Source organism: Pseudoalteromonas sp. P1-16-1b (genome assembly GCF_001401785.1).
GTDB classification, from domain to species: Bacteria; Pseudomonadota; Gammaproteobacteria; order Enterobacterales; family Alteromonadaceae; genus Pseudoalteromonas; species Pseudoalteromonas undina.
In genome coordinates this window covers 1-15,054 of sequence record NZ_LKGQ01000018.1, presented here as the reverse complement: position 1 = coordinate 15,054, position 15,054 = coordinate 1, and the positions used below count along the sequence as shown (strand labels likewise).

The following is a 15,054-nucleotide window of genomic DNA, read 5'->3' as shown; positions in this document are numbered from 1 at the left end:
CTTAACTAACAATCAGTAATTAATAATAGCGTCCTTATGGAGTATTAATGACAGGAACACGCGCACAGCTGCGAGATTTTTTACTGCAATGGTTTGGCGATTATTTTCCGGGAAGCCCATTTTTATGGTACGACCTGATTGTATTGGCTTGGATTGCGCTATTTGCATTAATATTACACCTCATTTTAAGGCTGGTTTCTCAGCGTTTAGTTAAAAACCGCTTTAGCGAACAAGCTGCGCAACCCGATAGCAAAAGTCCCTTATATTCAGCAAAAAAACTCGCTCGTAATATCTCATTTGTTTTACAAGGAGCGGTCGTTGTTATTCAGGCGCAACTGTGGGTACCCGAAGGCACCACTTTTTTGTATTTGATTCAAATGATCACCGATCAATGGATCATTTTATTTGCCTTACTTTCGCTATTTTCTTTACTGGATATATTTCAAGCAATTTCCGATAAGCGCCCCTTGAACGCTCACTTTCCGCTGCGCGGCTTTTTGCAAACAATTAAGCTTATTGCCAGTGTATTAACTGCCATTTTAGCCGTTTCATTGTTAATGAATAAATCACCGTTAATTTTACTAAGCGGCTTAGGCGCTCTGTCTGCGGTGTTATTACTGGTATTTAAAGACGCTATTTTAGGATTAGTAGCAGGTATTCAGCTCTCTGCCAATAATATGCTGGCGGTAGGTGACTGGTTAGAAATGCCTAAGTACGGTGCCGACGGTGATGTTATTGATATTGCGTTAACCACGGTTAAAGTAAGAAATTGGGATAAAACCATTACCACCATTCCTACTTATGCCTTGATCTCTGACTCATTTAAAAATTGGCGCGGTATGTCAGACTCTGGTGGACGCCGGATAAAACGCAGCATTCACCTAGAAATGAGTAGTGTGCACTTTTTAGACGAAGCCGCAGTTGTTGCCCTTAAAAAAGCCGACTTACTAAGTGAGTACCTTGAAAGTACGCTATTGGTTATTGAGGAGCAAAACACCACTAAAAAAGTAGATATGAGCTGCACTTTAAATGGCCGCAGGCTCACTAATGTGGGTACATTTCGCCACTATTTGGTCGCGCTATTAAAACAGCACCCACATATTCATCAAGGTATGACCTTAATGGTAAGGCAATTAGCGCCAACAACCCAAGGTTTACCCATTGAGATTTATGCATTCACCAATACCACTAATTGGGGTGAATATGAAAATATTCAGTCAGATATATTTGATCATATATTAGCGGTTTTACCCGCCTTTTCGTTACGTGCCCATGAAGCACCAACAGGAAGCGATATTCGCCAACTAATTAAATAACCTGAACTCTGGGTAATAGGTTTAATTAACTTACTATATTTACATTTGCTAAAATGTCATACATTTGGCTAAAAAGTGTCGATAAAAGCCGCCAAAATTAGTTTTAAAGTATTGTTTTTAAATAATTAACAAGCATTAAAGTAGTAATATTTTTCAATATGAATACAATAAGCCTTTATTTTTTAGACATCGGTCTTTGGAGCATAGGTTGTTAAAATTAGCAGGAGTTAAATCAACTTCTTTGAGCCTTTTAGGTCTATGTGGCTTATTTTTATTATTAGTTCAGTTTCAAGCTCAATGGCAAAGTAAGCTCTCTCTTGTTAATAATCTTGTTTATCCATTACTGGTTATTACTGCTGTATTTGCTACTCAGTTTAATCGAAGTCGAGTTGCATTACTTTGCGCATTTTGGGTGCTTTATTTATCTTCATTAGACTACGCTTTACCTTGGTCTGACTGGCTCAAAGCGCAACCTGACTGGACCTTATTATGCGCTACAAGTTTATTAATGCTATTAGCAGTTATAAAAGATAGAGCGCTCTTATCAATACACACAGTAACTCGCAGTTTACTCGTTATTGTCTGTGGTGGTGCTGCATTTGCTTGGTTAGCACTGAGCCAACACTTGCAAGAACTAACAATACAATCTTCTTTTTATACTCAGCTGCTTCCTTATTTACCCATTGTTTTACCGCTTTCAATAATTGGCGGCTTGCTTATTTGGCAAAGCTTAAGAGCCCATAACCTGACTCAAACCGCCTTATTAATTACTTTTATTGTGTGGTGCCTTAATCAGCAACACATTATTGATTTTCCTTGGTCTGTAATAGCCGTGCTTATGGCCTCTTTGTATTTATTGGCAGTAAGTACAGACTCTTATTATTTAGCCTATAGAGACGATTTAACCAGCTTACCAACGCGACGAGCACTTAATCAGCTTGCTTTATCATTAGGGCGAAAATACACCGTTGCTATGCTCGACATTGACCACTTTAAAAAATTCAACGATACCTATGGCCACGATATTGGCGACCAAGTGTTAAAGCTAGTGGCGGCTAAAATGGCTGGCGTTAAAGGGGGTGGAAAAATTTACCGCTATGGCGGAGAAGAGTTTACGGTGGTGTTCCCGCGTAAAACAGCCGAGCAGTCAATCCCTGAACTAGAAACACTGCGCGAAAATATTGCCACCTACGACATGGTGATCAGAAACCCAAAACGAACCGATAAGAAATCTCGTAAAGGTAAACAGCCAAGTGACAACAAAACGGTAAACGTGACGGTTTCTATAGGTGTAGCGCAAAGAGCGGCAAAACAAAGCTTTGATGAGGCATTGAAAAATGCCGATTTAGCCCTTTATAGAGCTAAAAAGAAAGGCAGAAATAACGTAAGCGAGTAATGCATTTAACGTGGCACGCTAACTTAATAATAGCGTGCCCAAAGGCAACTAAATTTAACTACAACTTATTGCTTTTCCAAAACCGCTTTTAAATTATTTAATGCTGATACAGAAAAACCACGGTCGTAAAAGTAAATAATTTTGCCACTCTCATCAAGCAGTATCACACGGCTGTTATTAGGATTTTCGTTGCCAGTAAATGCCTGAACTTTATCGCCATCTTCGTAAATTGTGATCACCCCACCCCACAACTCTTTTGGGATCCCTTTGCGCATACCGCTATCAATTAAGGTACTAAACATACGAGGAAGCATACCCTGAATGGTTGGCAACTCATAGGCAGTCACATCAACTGCACTCATATCTAAACCAATAAGCCAACGATCAATATCAAACTGGCTATCTTGTTTATATCCAATTAATAACAACGTATTTGGGTTATTAAAATCATCAGGAATGGTGAATGACTGTTGCTCTAAGCTTTCTCCGCTAACGGTGGGAAATTGCTTACCCAGTAATGCTTGGTTTGGATATTGGGTTGAACACCCGCTAACCACTAAAACCATCACCAGCGCCATTATTGCCTTTAACATACCTTTACTCCCTATCTTTAAATAAAACTAAAGTGAACACGTTGACCAATTAATTCGTATCAGACTTACGCTTTAAACAAGGCTTACGATCTATAGTAAGTCCCATAATTTGAAGGAAATACAATCATATGGGCTGATTTTTTCAATAATGTGCTCATTCGTTATACTTTAATATTATTACTATATTCATTTTAATTCTATCCCATAGCGAAAGCGTATTTTGTTAACGTCTTACAAAGCGTTAAAGTGCCGCGCTAATTCACAGCTATAAAAGAGGGTACCATGTCGCTTGCTGTATTATTAATGTTGGCATTATTTGTCGGTTTGCTGTTCGCCATCTATCTTGTTTCGCAAAAAAGCAGCTCTTTATCTCGTACCGTTTTATTTGGTTTAGTGCTTGGTAGCGCCTTTGGTTTAGCCCTACAGTTTTTGTTTGCCCACTCCCCAGAAACCATTAAAGAAATACTCAGCTGGGTAAGCATAGTAGGTAAAGGCTATGTCGGGTTACTAAAAATGATCATTATGCCATTGGTATTGGTCTTTATGATTGCCGCTGTGGTTAAGCTTGAGAACCAAGGCTCGCTAGGAAAAATATCCTTTATTAGTATCTCTGTTTTACTGTTTACCACCGCAATTGCTGCGCTAATTGGTATTGCTGTAACGTATGGATTTGACTTGAGCATTGAAGGGCTTGTTTCGGGTACTCGTGAAGCCGCTCGAATGGACACCCTACAAAGCAAAGCCGCGAATGTAGCCGACTTAAGTGTGCCGCAAATGCTACTGAGCTTTATCCCTGAAAACCCATTTGCGGATTTAAGTAATCAACGTTCAACCTCTATTATTGCCACGGTTATATTTGGTGTACTTGTTGGTATAGCTGCACGTAAAGTAATGCTTGAAAAAACAGAACTTGCTAGCCCAATTCGTAACGGTGTAAACGCCCTACAAGCGACAGTAATGAGCTTAGTTCGCATGGTAATTGCATTAACGCCTTATGGTGTTGCGGGCCTAATGGCAAGCGTTGTGGCAAACTCAAGCAGTAGCGATATTTTAAATTTACTCGCCTTTATTGTGGCTTCTTACGTGGCTATTTTACTAATGTTTGTTGTGCATGGTTTATTGCTTAGCTTAGTGGGCGTTAATCCAAAAAGTTACTTTGAAAAAATTTGGCCTGTGCTTACCTTTGCTTTTAGCTCACGTAGCTCAGCGGCATCTATTCCTATGAATGTTGATGTGCAAATTAACCAGTTAAAAGTGCCACCTGCAATCGCTAATTTATCGGCTTCTTTTGGTGCCACTATAGGTCAAAACGGTTGTGCTGGTATTTACCCTGCTATGCTTGCGATGATGGTTGCGCCAAGTGTGGGGATTGACCCACTTACATTTGAGTTTATTTTACCGCTAATTGGTATTGTGGTTATTAGTTCGTTTGGTATTGCAGGTGTTGGCGGTGGTGCTACCTTCGCAGCGTTGGTTGTATTACCGACCATGGGACTACCTATAGAGGTAGTGGCTTTACTTATTTCTATTGAACCATTAATAGATATGGCGCGCACTGCACTCAACGTGTCGGGCTCCATGACCTCAGGTGTGATCACCAGTAAATTAATGAAAACTCAATAGCACTCACTTTAATCTAATAGCCCAGCCTACGCTGGGCTTTTTTATGTCTGCCCCTCTTTCAAAGCTCTTTAATGATTTGTTTATTTAATCATTTAACTTTAATAAATCATTTTTATAGATTGTATCAATCGCTTTATTTCACACACGGTTTTTAGCCTCCTTACTATACTATTCGCACTGCTTAGTGCATTCAGGTTCGTTTAAAAACAACTTGAATGAAGTTTTAGCCTACTGCTTTTAAATGAGTAGACCCTATTTTTAATACGCTTTGTATATAACGAAATTCGTTAACTTTAAGGAAGCTGACAATGAAAAACCGATCATTTACAAAAAAAGCGCTTGTTGGATTTATAAGTATGGCACTTATGTCTGGCTCTGCTTTTAGTCAAGAAAAACCACAAATGTCTAAGCCACAAGGTGCTGTAGGCATGGGTGAGGCAAAAATGGGTGCAACCAGAACCAACCAATTTTGGTGGCCAGATCAACTTAACCTATCTCCTCTTCGCGATCATGATCTACGTTCAAACCCTTACGGTAGTGACTTTAATTATGCAGAGGCATTTAACAGCCTAGATTTAGACACTGTAAAAAGTGATATAGACGCTCTGCTAACCCAATCTCAAGATTGGTGGCCGGCAGATTTTGGTAACTATGGCCCATTTTTTATTCGTATGACTTGGCACAGTGCAGGTACCTATCGTACGCTTGATGGCCGTGGTGGCGCTGGCGGTGGTCAACAACGTTTTGAACCGCTTAATAGCTGGCCAGATAACGTAAGCTTGGATAAAGCGCGCCGTTTACTTTGGCCAATTAAACAAAAATACGGTGAAGCCCTTTCATGGTCAGACTTAATCGTATTAGCAGGTAACGTTGCCTTAGAAAACATGGGATTTGAAACCTATGGTTTTGCTGGTGGCCGTACTGACGATTGGGAACCAGACATGGTTTACTGGGGTCCTGAAGTAGAAATGCTTGCCAGCGACCGTGAAGATGCCAGCGGCAAACTAGAACGTCCGTTAGGTGCAACTCACATGGGTTTAATTTACGTAAACCCTGAAGGGCCAAAAGGGGTTCCTGATCCTATTGGCTCAGCTAAAAATATTCGTGTTGCGTTTTCTCGCATGGCGATGAACGATGAAGAAACCCTAGCACTTATCGCCGGTGGTCACACTTTTGGTAAAATGCATGGTGCGCACAAACCTAAAGACTGTGTAGGTGCAGAGCCTGCAGCAGCAGGTATTGAAGAGCAAGGTTTAGGCTGGAAAAACAAATGTGGTAAAGGTCACTCTGAAGATACCGTATCTAGTGGTTTAGAAGGCGCGTGGACACAAGCACCTACTCGCTGGTCATCATTATACTTAAGCAACCTACTTAACTTTGAGTGGAAACAAACTCGCAGTCCTGCTGGCGCTATTCAGTGGATCCCAACAGATGAATCATTACATAAGTCAGTACCTGATGCGCACGTTAAAGGTAAATTTAACCCACCGGTAATGACCACTGCCGATTTAGCGTTAAAATTTGATCCTGAATATCGCAAAATTGCTGAACGCTTTTTAAATGACCCTAAAGAGTATCAACTAGCCTTTGCTAAAGCCTGGTACAAATTAACTCACCGAGATATGGGACCACCACGTAACTTTTTAGGTAAAGAAGTACCAAAAGAAGACTTAATTTGGCAAGACCCTATTTCAGCAGAGACTAAATCAAACATTGATGCTGGTGCAGTAAAAGAGCTTAAAACGGCTATTTTAGACTCGAACCTAAGTGTACCTGAGTTAGTACGTGTAGCATGGGCATCGGCTGCCAGTTACCGTGATTCAGATATGCGCGGCGGAGCCAATGGCGCACGTATTGCGCTAGCACCACAAAAAGATTGGGCAGTAAATAATCCAGCAGAAACCGCAAAAGTACTCAAAGTATTAAAAGCAATTCAAGCTGACTTTAACGACAGCTTATTTAGCAAAAGCCATGTATCGCTTGCTGATTTAATTGTGCTTGGTGGTAATGCAGCGATTGAAAAAGCAGCCAAAGATGCAGGCTACTCAGTAGACGTGCCGTTTAATGCTGGCCGTGGCGATGCTACACAAGCACAAACTGACGTTAATGCATTTAGCTTATTAGAGTTGCCTGCCGATGGTTTTAGAAACTACTTTGATGCAGAGAAAAGCTATAAATCACCAACTGAAATGCTGATTGATAAAGCGGATCAGCTTGACCTAACAGTTCCTGAAATGACTGTATTAGTCGGTGGCTTACGCTCACTTGATGCAAACTACAAAGGCACTGACTACGGCGTATTTACTGATAAGCCAGGTACACTAAATAACGATTTCTTCGTTAACTTATTAGATATGTCGACGGTATGGAAAAAATCGTCTGATGCTGGCATTTATCAAGGCTTTGATCGTCAATCAGGTGAGCAAAAGTACACCGCCACTTCGGTTGATCTGATTTTTGGTTCAAATTCAGAACTACGTGCAGTTGCTGAGGTGTATGCTTTTGATACATCAAAACAAAAGTTTGTAGAAGACTTTGTTAAAGCATGGACTAAAGTAATGAATTTAGACCGTTAATAACCATTAAGTAACACAACCACAGCGCTGCAATTAATTGCAGCGCTTTTTTATTACTAAGCTACTTTAAAGCAAGTACTCGATCACGTAAGTCATCGGCACTTACATTTTCAGACGCTACCGGCTCACCAATCGCTACGCTTACCAACGACCATTTGGGTCTAGGTAGTCGCCATTTAGTTTTTCGACTAAACATACTGCCCCATAATCCATCTAAATGAACTGGGATAACAGGCACAGGCGTGCGCTGAATTATTTTTTCAATACCACGGCGAAACACATCAACTTCGCCATCACCGCTGAGCTTTCCTTCAGGAAAAATACCCACCAGCTCACCACGTTCCAGTGCTTGCGCAATGTCATCAAAAGCTTTATTAAACGCCTTAGGATTTGATTTTTGACTATCAATTGGGATAGCTTTGGCCATTTTAAACAACCAATTAAGTGCAGGTGAATAATAAATAGGTGCAAATACAACAAATCGAATTGGCCTAGGTGACGCCGCTAAAATAAACATCCAATCAACAAAGCTAACATGATTACTTACCACCACCGCAGCTCCTTCATCGGGAATATTGAGCTGGCCTTTAGTGCGCACACGATACATACAAATCGCTAAAATATAGATAATAAAACGTAAGAAAAACTCCGGTACTTTGGTGTATATGTACAGCGATATTAGTAAATTAAGCCCTGCTAATAACAACAGTAATTGTGAAATATCCCAGTGTAATAGCGTTAAAGTAACAATACTTAAAACGGCGCTGCCAACCATAAACAATGCGTTTAATACATTGTTAGCTGCAATTACTCGTGAACGGCTATCGGGGTGAGTACGCTGCTGAATGAGTGCATACAAAGGTACCGTATAAAACCCTGCGGCAATACCAATTCCTGCCATCCAAACAAAATGCCATAGCATATCGCCAGTATTAATTACTTGCTCAAGAGTAAGCTGCAACTCACTAACTAAACGGTAAGATTCAATGCCAGGTTCTTGACTTAATAAATATAAAAATAAGGTAATTAACAGTGCACCAAAAGGCACAATACCCAACTCAATACGTGAGCGCGATAGCTTTTCACACAATAAAGATCCTAATGCAATACTCAACGAAAACACCACTAAAGCAGCCGTCACCACCAACTCATCGCCTCCCATTACATGTTTTACGTAGTTAGGGAGCGCCGTTAGTATCACCGCACCAATAAGCCAAAACCAGCTGATCCCTAATACTGACTTACCCACCGACTCGGTTTGTGCGTTAAGCGCATTAAAAACACTTTTGGTTGAAGTAACAGGGTTAATCGATACTTTTAAATTAGCATCATTGGCTGCACTTTTAGGAATAAATCGACTGCTTAAAAAGCCAATAACTGCAAGGCTTACTATTGCGATACTGATATAAATAGGGCCCGCTGATTGGGTTATATAATAGGTGCCAAATACCGTGCCCAATAAAATTGCTACAAAAGTACCCGACTCCACCAGTCCATTCGCTTTAGTTAATTCATTTGGGGCCACATGCTGCGGTAAAATAGAGTACTTAAGCGGTCCAAAAAAAGTGCTTTGTAAACCCATTAAAAATACAGTACCTAACATTAACCAAACCTGCTCGGTTAAAATCGATACTACGCCCACCAGCATAATAGGTATTTCGCAAAACTTTACGATGCTGATTAGTTTTGATTTTTCCAACTTTTCTGCAATTTGCCCAGCCATGCCTGAAAATAGAAAAAACGGTAAAATAAATAATCCTGCCGCCAGATTAGAATAAAAGGCACCATCAGCTACCGTAGCAGCCTGAAAAATTAAAATAAGTAGGATTGATTGCTTATAAACATTGTCATTTAAAGCAGAGAAAAACTGCGTCACAAACAGAGGTAAAAACCGTTTACTACCCAGTAAAGCTCCCTGAAATTGTTGTTTATTTTCCTTCATTACGGTCTCTTAAAATTAGCTTCAGGGCTTAGATTACCACTGTGGAAAAGAAATACGAACCCACTTTTTAAGTACATGCTCAAACATATATTTAAATAAACAAAATAGCTAACCCAACAAAAATGACTAACAAATGAACAATGCGACTAAATCAATCGTATAAGTTGTTTATGAGTTGTAAATAAAACATCTATGTTCTAAACCTAAAAGGTGACTAAAAAAGGAGCATCTTTATGCCAACTACAAACACAATAGACAAAGACACTAAATTCGCACGTTGTTTAGAGTGCAACAAAGTAAATACATTTGCCGCTTTTCACTGGCTTTCGTTAGCGTTTAAAGATATGGCGCGCGCGCCCATGTTGAGTTTAATTTACGGTTTAATCTTCACGCTTATTCCGGTAGCGATTGTTTACTCTGTTGTACTTACCGACAGCCACTTAGCTATTTTACCTGCAACCGTTGCTTTTGCTTTAATCGGTCCGGTATTCGCCGTTGGCTTATACGATGTAGCCTGGGAACTTGAAAAAGGCCACAAACCTACATTAAGCCATTCATTAAAATCAATGTTTCGTAACCCTGTAGGTGAATGGGGTTTTGCGGTATTACTCATGGTAATTATGATTATTTGGATGCGCCTAGCTGCAATTGTGCATGCGTTATACCCAAACCATGTAAACCCCACCTTTGAAGAACTTTCTGCGTTTTTAACTATAGGCAGCATTATCGGTGGGATTTTGCTGGTCAGTGTGTTTTCAATTTCTGCATTTACGCCGCAAATTATGATGGAAAGACGCGTTGATATTATGACCGCAGTCGTTTCTTCAATCCACGCAGTTAAAGAAAACTTTGCAGCTATGGTAGTGTGGTCAATTTGTATATTTGTACTGGTAGCGCTGGGCTTTGCTGCAGGTGCCGCTGGATTTATTATTATTATGCCGCTACTTAGTTACGCTAGCTGGCATGGATACATTGCAGTTATCAAAACTAAAACACCACGTGGTTATGAATAACACTTACCAGTAGTTTTAAGCACTTAATTAAATGTTTTTGGGCATTTAATTAAGTGCTTCCAGTTATCCTTCTGTTTATAAAATCCGTAAAAACCTTGATCTGAATAAGGTGCAAAGCTTAAAAATAGCGCTAATATAAGCTGATACACCACAGATAATATAAAGGAATAAACATGAGTCAAAACGTTACAGACTTAATGACACCGAACCCATTTTCAGTGAACGTAAAAAGCACTTTGCATGACGCACATAATTTAATGAAAGAAAAAAACGTTCGCCATATTCCTGTTATTGACGAAGACGGCGCATTTGTCGGTATGCTCACACAAAAAATAATGGTCGCCAAAGTCATGGGTATCATGGCAACGTTTGGTGCTAATGCATTACAACGCAAAGAAAAACTCACAAAAGTAGAAGATATTATGGTGAGTGATTTTATTAGTGTAACCCCAGAGCAGCCGCTATCAGATGTCGTTAAATTTTTTGTAGATAATCGCCACGGTTGCATGCCCGTTGTTAGCGAGCAAGGTCAGCTAGTAGGTATTTTAACGTCTTCTGATTTTGTACGTTTAGCTGCAGCACTGCTCTCGTAAATATTCTTCTTTAATGAAAACTGTATTTAGCTTTGCCAAATGCAGTTTTTACTCACTTAACAGATATATAAAATTAACAGCATAGATAGCTAAGTCACTAGCAGCCTGTTATGGTAAACACCCTGCTTTTAATGGTTATTACAAGGTAAGTTTTCATATGGCTAATCAATTAAATGTACTAGGAACTCGCTTACAACTTTGCTGTGGCAACGGTGGCTATACCCGTGAGGGATTTTGTTATGTACCAGATTCAGACTTTGGCAATCATAGTGTATGCGCCATTATGACCGACGAATTTTTGCAGTTTTCCAAGGCGCAAGGCAACGATTTAATTAGCCCTAATCCTTTGTATGATTTTGCTGGTTTAAAAGCTGGCGATAAGTGGTGCTTATGTGCGATTCGTTGGTATCAAGCCATTGCTGCGAACGTTGCTCCTCCAGTGGTACTTGAAGCGACAAACCAAAAAGCGCTCGACATTATTCCGCTTGAAGTATTAAAAGCACATCAGTATCCCGGTTAATGATTTGAGCGCTCAGTTTGCAACATTAAAGTATTACAACCACCCTTTATGTTTAAAAAATAAATAAGGGGCGAAGCCCGACAGCAACATAATGCCAATTGCAAATGGATAACCCCATTCCCAATGTAACTCTGGCATTATATTAAAATTCATGCCATACACACTAGCCACTACTGTAGGCGGTAAGAAAACCACTGAAGCAATAGAGAAAGTTTTGATAATTTGATTTTGTTCAATATTAATAAAGCCCTGCGTTGAATCCATCAAAAAGTTTATTTTATCAAACAGAAAGGTACAGTGTGACATTAAGGTTTCTATATCAAGTACGATTTCTCGAAGTGACTCGCGCTCATCATTTTGCGCGCCTAAACGACGTATTAAAAACGAAATATTGCGTCGAGTATCCATTAAACATAAACGCACTTTACCATTAGCATCTTCTAAACGAGCTATGCGACCAACCGCTTCTTCTAGGTCTGAGTTATCTTCTTCAAGTACATATGCGCTAAGCTTCTCTAATTGATGATGCATGTCTTCAAGCATATCAGCATGGTTTTCAACTTTTTGATCAAATAAAGTAATTAATAACTGTTTTGCCGTATCACATGCTACCTGACCTTTGCGCGCTCTTAAGCGCAATAGTCTAAAGTCAGCCAGTTCTTCATCACGAATAGTAAGTAATTGTTTTGCAACAAACAAGCTACAGTCACAGTATTGAACCGTCCTTCGTTAGGTGACATAAACAATGCATGTACATGCAAACCTTCGCTATCGATAAAGCACCTTGACGACGTTTCAATCTCTTCTACATCGACCGAATCAGGAAAGGTTATATTGAGCGTTTTTGCAAGCGCATTTTGCTCCTGCGATGTTGGATTAATAGTATCAATCCAATGTGCATTCCTTATGGATACTTCAACAGGAGTATCGGGCAACGGCTCTAACTCTTTGATCACTCCTTGCTCGATAGAAAAAAACCTCAGCATACACTTCTCCTTTAATAGATCTTTGGGTTGAGTATATGTAACAGATCATTAATCAACAATGATAATACCTCCATTAGAACAACTATAAAGAGCAAGCTATTTGCTAACAATTTTTAGCACTTCGATTTTGCAGAATTTACAAAAAAGTGCATATTTTTCATAGCCTTTGAGCTAAACACTCCTTAAAACTTTATTAAATAAAAATTAAACTTTTAAATTTCAATTACTTAAATTAAATAATCTATCGGCATGCCCATTGCTTCTATTAGTACAAGACGTGTTCGTTATCGCAATTAAAACACTCACTTGAGTAAAGCGAACACTATTTTAAAATAGCAGGAGGAATAATGAGTAACAGTAATAATGCAAACAAAGTCGCTGAATTTACCGCTCCCGGTGTAGAAAACGAATCAGCAAATAAAGCAATATCTGTTCTAGAAGATCGCATGGTAGCGCTAATTGATTTACAGCTAACTTTAAAACATATTCATTGGAATGTAGTAGGTCCAAACTTTATTGGCGTACATGAAATGCTAGACCCACAAGTTGAAACCGTGCGTGAAATGACCGACACCATAGCAGAACGTATCGCCACTTTAGGCGGCGTGCCTGTTGGTACACCAAAATCAATTGTCGATCGTCGTTCATGGGAAGATTACGCTATCGGCAAAGGTTTAGTAACTGAACACCTAGCCGCCTTAGATAAAGTATATAACGGCGTTAACGGTGATCACCGTAAAGCTATTGAGTCACTCGGTGATCTTGATCCGGTATCTGAAGATATGATCATTGCGCAACTTGCAGAGCTTGAGCAATACCAGTGGTTTGTTCGTGCCCATATAGAATCATCTACGGGTCAATTGAACAGTTAATATTTAAGATAAACGTTTAGTTTACGAAGCCCAGCAAGTTGCTGGGCTTTTTCATGCTTGTGATGTTTCATTCCATCATTAATTATCATTCAACTCTTTAGTTATTCTCCTTGAGCATATATGCACAACAATTAGGCTATTCGCCACTCTTTGACTACACTCAAATTAGGCTATTTCTTAAAAGAAGCATTTGTTGACGCAAATGAGTTTGCGTTAGTAATGCGTAAAATTAATTTGAGAATACAGGAGCTCTAATGAAATACACTCTACTAATCGTGTGTTTAATTGCACTCACAGGCTGTGATAAAGGAGTTGATTCTCCACGAGGTTTTAGCTTGCCAGAGGGGAATGCAGAACAAGGTAAAGCCGTGTTTTTAAAATATAAGTGCTTGGCATGTCACACCCTTGCAGGCGTTGAAGATAGCAGCGTAACAAAACATGACGATATTTCTATTAAGCTAGGAGGTAATAAAACCAAAATAATTACTTATGCTGAGCTGGTCACGTCAGTGATAAACCCCTCACATCGGTTTTCTAGGCCTTATAGACCCGACGCCAGAAATGAAGATGGCAGCTCAAAAATGACGGTATTTAACGATACCATGACCGTATCTGAACTCACCGACTTAGTCACTTTTTTACAACCAAACTATAAACTTATTCCGTACCACAGAACTAATTACCAACTTTACTCTCACTACAAGTAAATATTGATAGTAAAAAAAACCGTTGCTAAACAACGGTTTTTTTATGCGTTATATCTACTCGGCATTAACCATTTCTTCAAACTTCATACCGGTCAGCTTGGTCAGCACTTTAATCACATAAATAAAAATTCCAATCAGCATTATCATAGATGGAATCGCGATCACTGGATAACTCAATAGCGTCATTTCACCAAGTTGCTCGTTAAATTCCACGCTACCTGCTGGGCTAGTAACAATCCATTTAGCTAAGAGGTAATTCATCGTTGATGAAAACACAAAGGTCAGCGCTAATAAGTAATTAGCATTTGTAATCTTTCGTTTAAAACTTTGCGTATTGCCGCGCTCATCAAGGGCATCGTAAATAGTGTCTAACTTAAATAAAAGTGAGTTTAATAAGAGCTTGGCTAGCAAGGGTTTACCAAAAAAGCCCGACATCAGCACGGTAAAACCAATGATTGCTGGTATAGCCGCTTCTTTAATTGCTAACCACTCAACATTAAGCTCAAACAGCGCAATACCACCGGTAAGCAAAGTACTTAAAAAGCCCAAAAGTGAAATAAAATTTAATGAGCCCGCTTTTATAAAATCATAAATACCGTAACTAATAGGGAATATAAGCGCCACAATTAAGCCAATCACGCTGCCTAAATATTCAGGCCCTGAAAATTTCATTAAAATGACTGAAGGTATGATGATATTAAATACGATTTCGATAAGCGGATTATTCTTTTTACGCTTATTTATAGCTTGATTATCACTGGTCATTTTTAATTCCAAAAAATATTACTGCTGCCATTAGGGTCTGTTGACCTTTGCGGATTAAAATTTGTTCAAACTAGGGGCGGTTTAATCGCGGCGCGAGGTTTGTAACCTAGTGGGCTAAGTAAAAACCGAGCAACAAAGAGTAAATCGCCCCT

At 39.4% G+C, this 15,054-nt stretch carries 12 protein-coding genes and 1 pseudogene; 9 read left to right on the top strand and 4 right to left on the bottom strand.

What is annotated here, in order from left to right:
• Nucleotides 1-47: 47 nt before the first annotated feature.
• Nucleotides 48-1,316, top strand: coding sequence for a mechanosensitive ion channel family protein (locus AN392_RS13020; protein WP_055012960.1), 1,269 nt, complete (start codon nt 48-50; stop codon nt 1,314-1,316).
• Between the two features lie 208 nt (nt 1,317-1,524).
• Nucleotides 1,525-2,712: a diguanylate cyclase gene (locus AN392_RS13015; RefSeq protein ID WP_235575593.1), complete on the top strand. Its 1,188-nt coding sequence runs from the start codon at nt 1,525-1,527 to the stop codon at nt 2,710-2,712.
• Between the two features lie 65 nt (nt 2,713-2,777).
• Here AN392_RS13015 and AN392_RS13010 read toward each other — a convergent pair whose 3' ends face one another.
• Nucleotides 2,778-3,305, bottom strand: coding sequence for a hypothetical protein (locus AN392_RS13010; protein WP_010387570.1), 528 nt, complete (start codon nt 3,303-3,305; stop codon nt 2,778-2,780).
• 282 nt (nt 3,306-3,587) lie between these two features.
• Between AN392_RS13010 and AN392_RS13005 the strand changes: the two genes are divergently transcribed.
• Entirely contained in the window at nt 3,588-4,928 is a 1,341-nt protein-coding gene (locus AN392_RS13005) for an L-cystine transporter (RefSeq protein ID WP_055012958.1), read from the top strand.
• A 308-nt stretch (nt 4,929-5,236) separates the two neighbouring features.
• Nucleotides 5,237-7,504 (top strand): catalase/peroxidase HPI, encoded by a 2,268-nt coding sequence (gene katG, locus AN392_RS13000; protein WP_055012957.1) that lies wholly within the window; start codon nt 5,237-5,239, stop codon nt 7,502-7,504.
• Between the two features lie 61 nt (nt 7,505-7,565).
• On the opposite strand, the gene AN392_RS12995 is transcribed toward katG, so the two are convergent.
• Complete coding sequence (locus tag AN392_RS12995; protein ID WP_055012956.1) at nt 7,566-9,446, bottom strand: MFS transporter; 1,881 nt, start codon at nt 9,444-9,446, stop codon at nt 7,566-7,568.
• A gap of 233 nt (nt 9,447-9,679) precedes the next feature.
• Between AN392_RS12995 and AN392_RS12990 the strand changes: the two genes are divergently transcribed.
• The 3 genes from AN392_RS12990 to AN392_RS12980 all read left to right on the top strand — a co-directional run bounded on the left by AN392_RS12990 (nt 9,680) and on the right by AN392_RS12980 (nt 11,572).
• Nucleotides 9,680-10,459, top strand: coding sequence for a DUF2189 domain-containing protein (locus AN392_RS12990; RefSeq protein WP_008111401.1), 780 nt, complete (start codon nt 9,680-9,682; stop codon nt 10,457-10,459).
• A 173-nt stretch (nt 10,460-10,632) separates the two neighbouring features.
• Complete coding sequence (locus tag AN392_RS12985; protein ID WP_010387564.1) at nt 10,633-11,052, top strand: HPP family protein; 420 nt, start codon at nt 10,633-10,635, stop codon at nt 11,050-11,052.
• Nucleotides 11,053-11,209: 157 nt separating this feature from the next.
• Nucleotides 11,210-11,572 (top strand): DUF2237 family protein, encoded by a 363-nt coding sequence (locus AN392_RS12980; protein WP_054201877.1) that lies wholly within the window; start codon nt 11,210-11,212, stop codon nt 11,570-11,572.
• Nucleotides 11,573-11,605: 33 nt separating this feature from the next.
• Here the strand turns inward: AN392_RS12980 and corA are convergent.
• Nucleotides 11,606-12,558, bottom strand: a pseudogene (corA, locus tag AN392_RS12975) (magnesium/cobalt transporter CorA).
• A gap of 347 nt (nt 12,559-12,905) precedes the next feature.
• Between corA and dps the strand changes: the two are divergent.
• Nucleotides 12,906-13,430, top strand: coding sequence for a DNA starvation/stationary phase protection protein Dps (gene dps / locus AN392_RS12970; protein ID WP_010387559.1), 525 nt, complete (start codon nt 12,906-12,908; stop codon nt 13,428-13,430).
• A gap of 254 nt (nt 13,431-13,684) precedes the next feature.
• On the top strand, nt 13,685-14,137 hold the full coding sequence (locus AN392_RS12965; RefSeq protein ID WP_055012955.1) for a c-type cytochrome: 453 nt from the start codon (nt 13,685-13,687) through the stop codon (nt 14,135-14,137).
• A gap of 54 nt (nt 14,138-14,191) precedes the next feature.
• Here AN392_RS12965 and AN392_RS12960 read toward each other — a convergent pair whose 3' ends face one another.
• Nucleotides 14,192-14,902, bottom strand: a complete 711-nt coding sequence (locus AN392_RS12960) for a VC0807 family protein (RefSeq protein ID WP_055012954.1) — start codon at nt 14,900-14,902, stop codon at nt 14,192-14,194.
• Between the last annotated feature and the right edge of the window lie 152 nt (nt 14,903-15,054).

Coding starts and splice junctions, on each gene's coding strand:
- AN392_RS13020 (WP_055012960.1), top strand. CDS start 48: ATGACAGGAACACGCGCACAGCTGCGAGATTTTTTACTGCAATGGTTT.
- AN392_RS13005 (WP_055012958.1), top strand. CDS start 3,588: ATGTCGCTTGCTGTATTATTAATGTTGGCATTATTTGTCGGTTTGCTG.
- AN392_RS12990 (WP_008111401.1), top strand. CDS start 9,680: ATGCCAACTACAAACACAATAGACAAAGACACTAAATTCGCACGTTGT.
- dps (WP_010387559.1), top strand. CDS start 12,906: ATGAGTAACAGTAATAATGCAAACAAAGTCGCTGAATTTACCGCTCCC.
- AN392_RS12995 (WP_055012956.1), bottom strand. CDS start 9,446: ATGAAGGAAAATAAACAACAATTTCAGGGAGCTTTACTGGGTAGTAAA.
- katG (WP_055012957.1), top strand. CDS start 5,237: ATGAAAAACCGATCATTTACAAAAAAAGCGCTTGTTGGATTTATAAGT.
- AN392_RS12965 (WP_055012955.1), top strand. CDS start 13,685: ATGAAATACACTCTACTAATCGTGTGTTTAATTGCACTCACAGGCTGT.
- AN392_RS12980 (WP_054201877.1), top strand. CDS start 11,210: ATGGCTAATCAATTAAATGTACTAGGAACTCGCTTACAACTTTGCTGT.
- AN392_RS12985 (WP_010387564.1), top strand. CDS start 10,633: ATGAGTCAAAACGTTACAGACTTAATGACACCGAACCCATTTTCAGTG.
- AN392_RS12960 (WP_055012954.1), bottom strand. CDS start 14,902: ATGACCAGTGATAATCAAGCTATAAATAAGCGTAAAAAGAATAATCCG.
- AN392_RS13010 (WP_010387570.1), bottom strand. CDS start 3,305: ATGTTAAAGGCAATAATGGCGCTGGTGATGGTTTTAGTGGTTAGCGGG.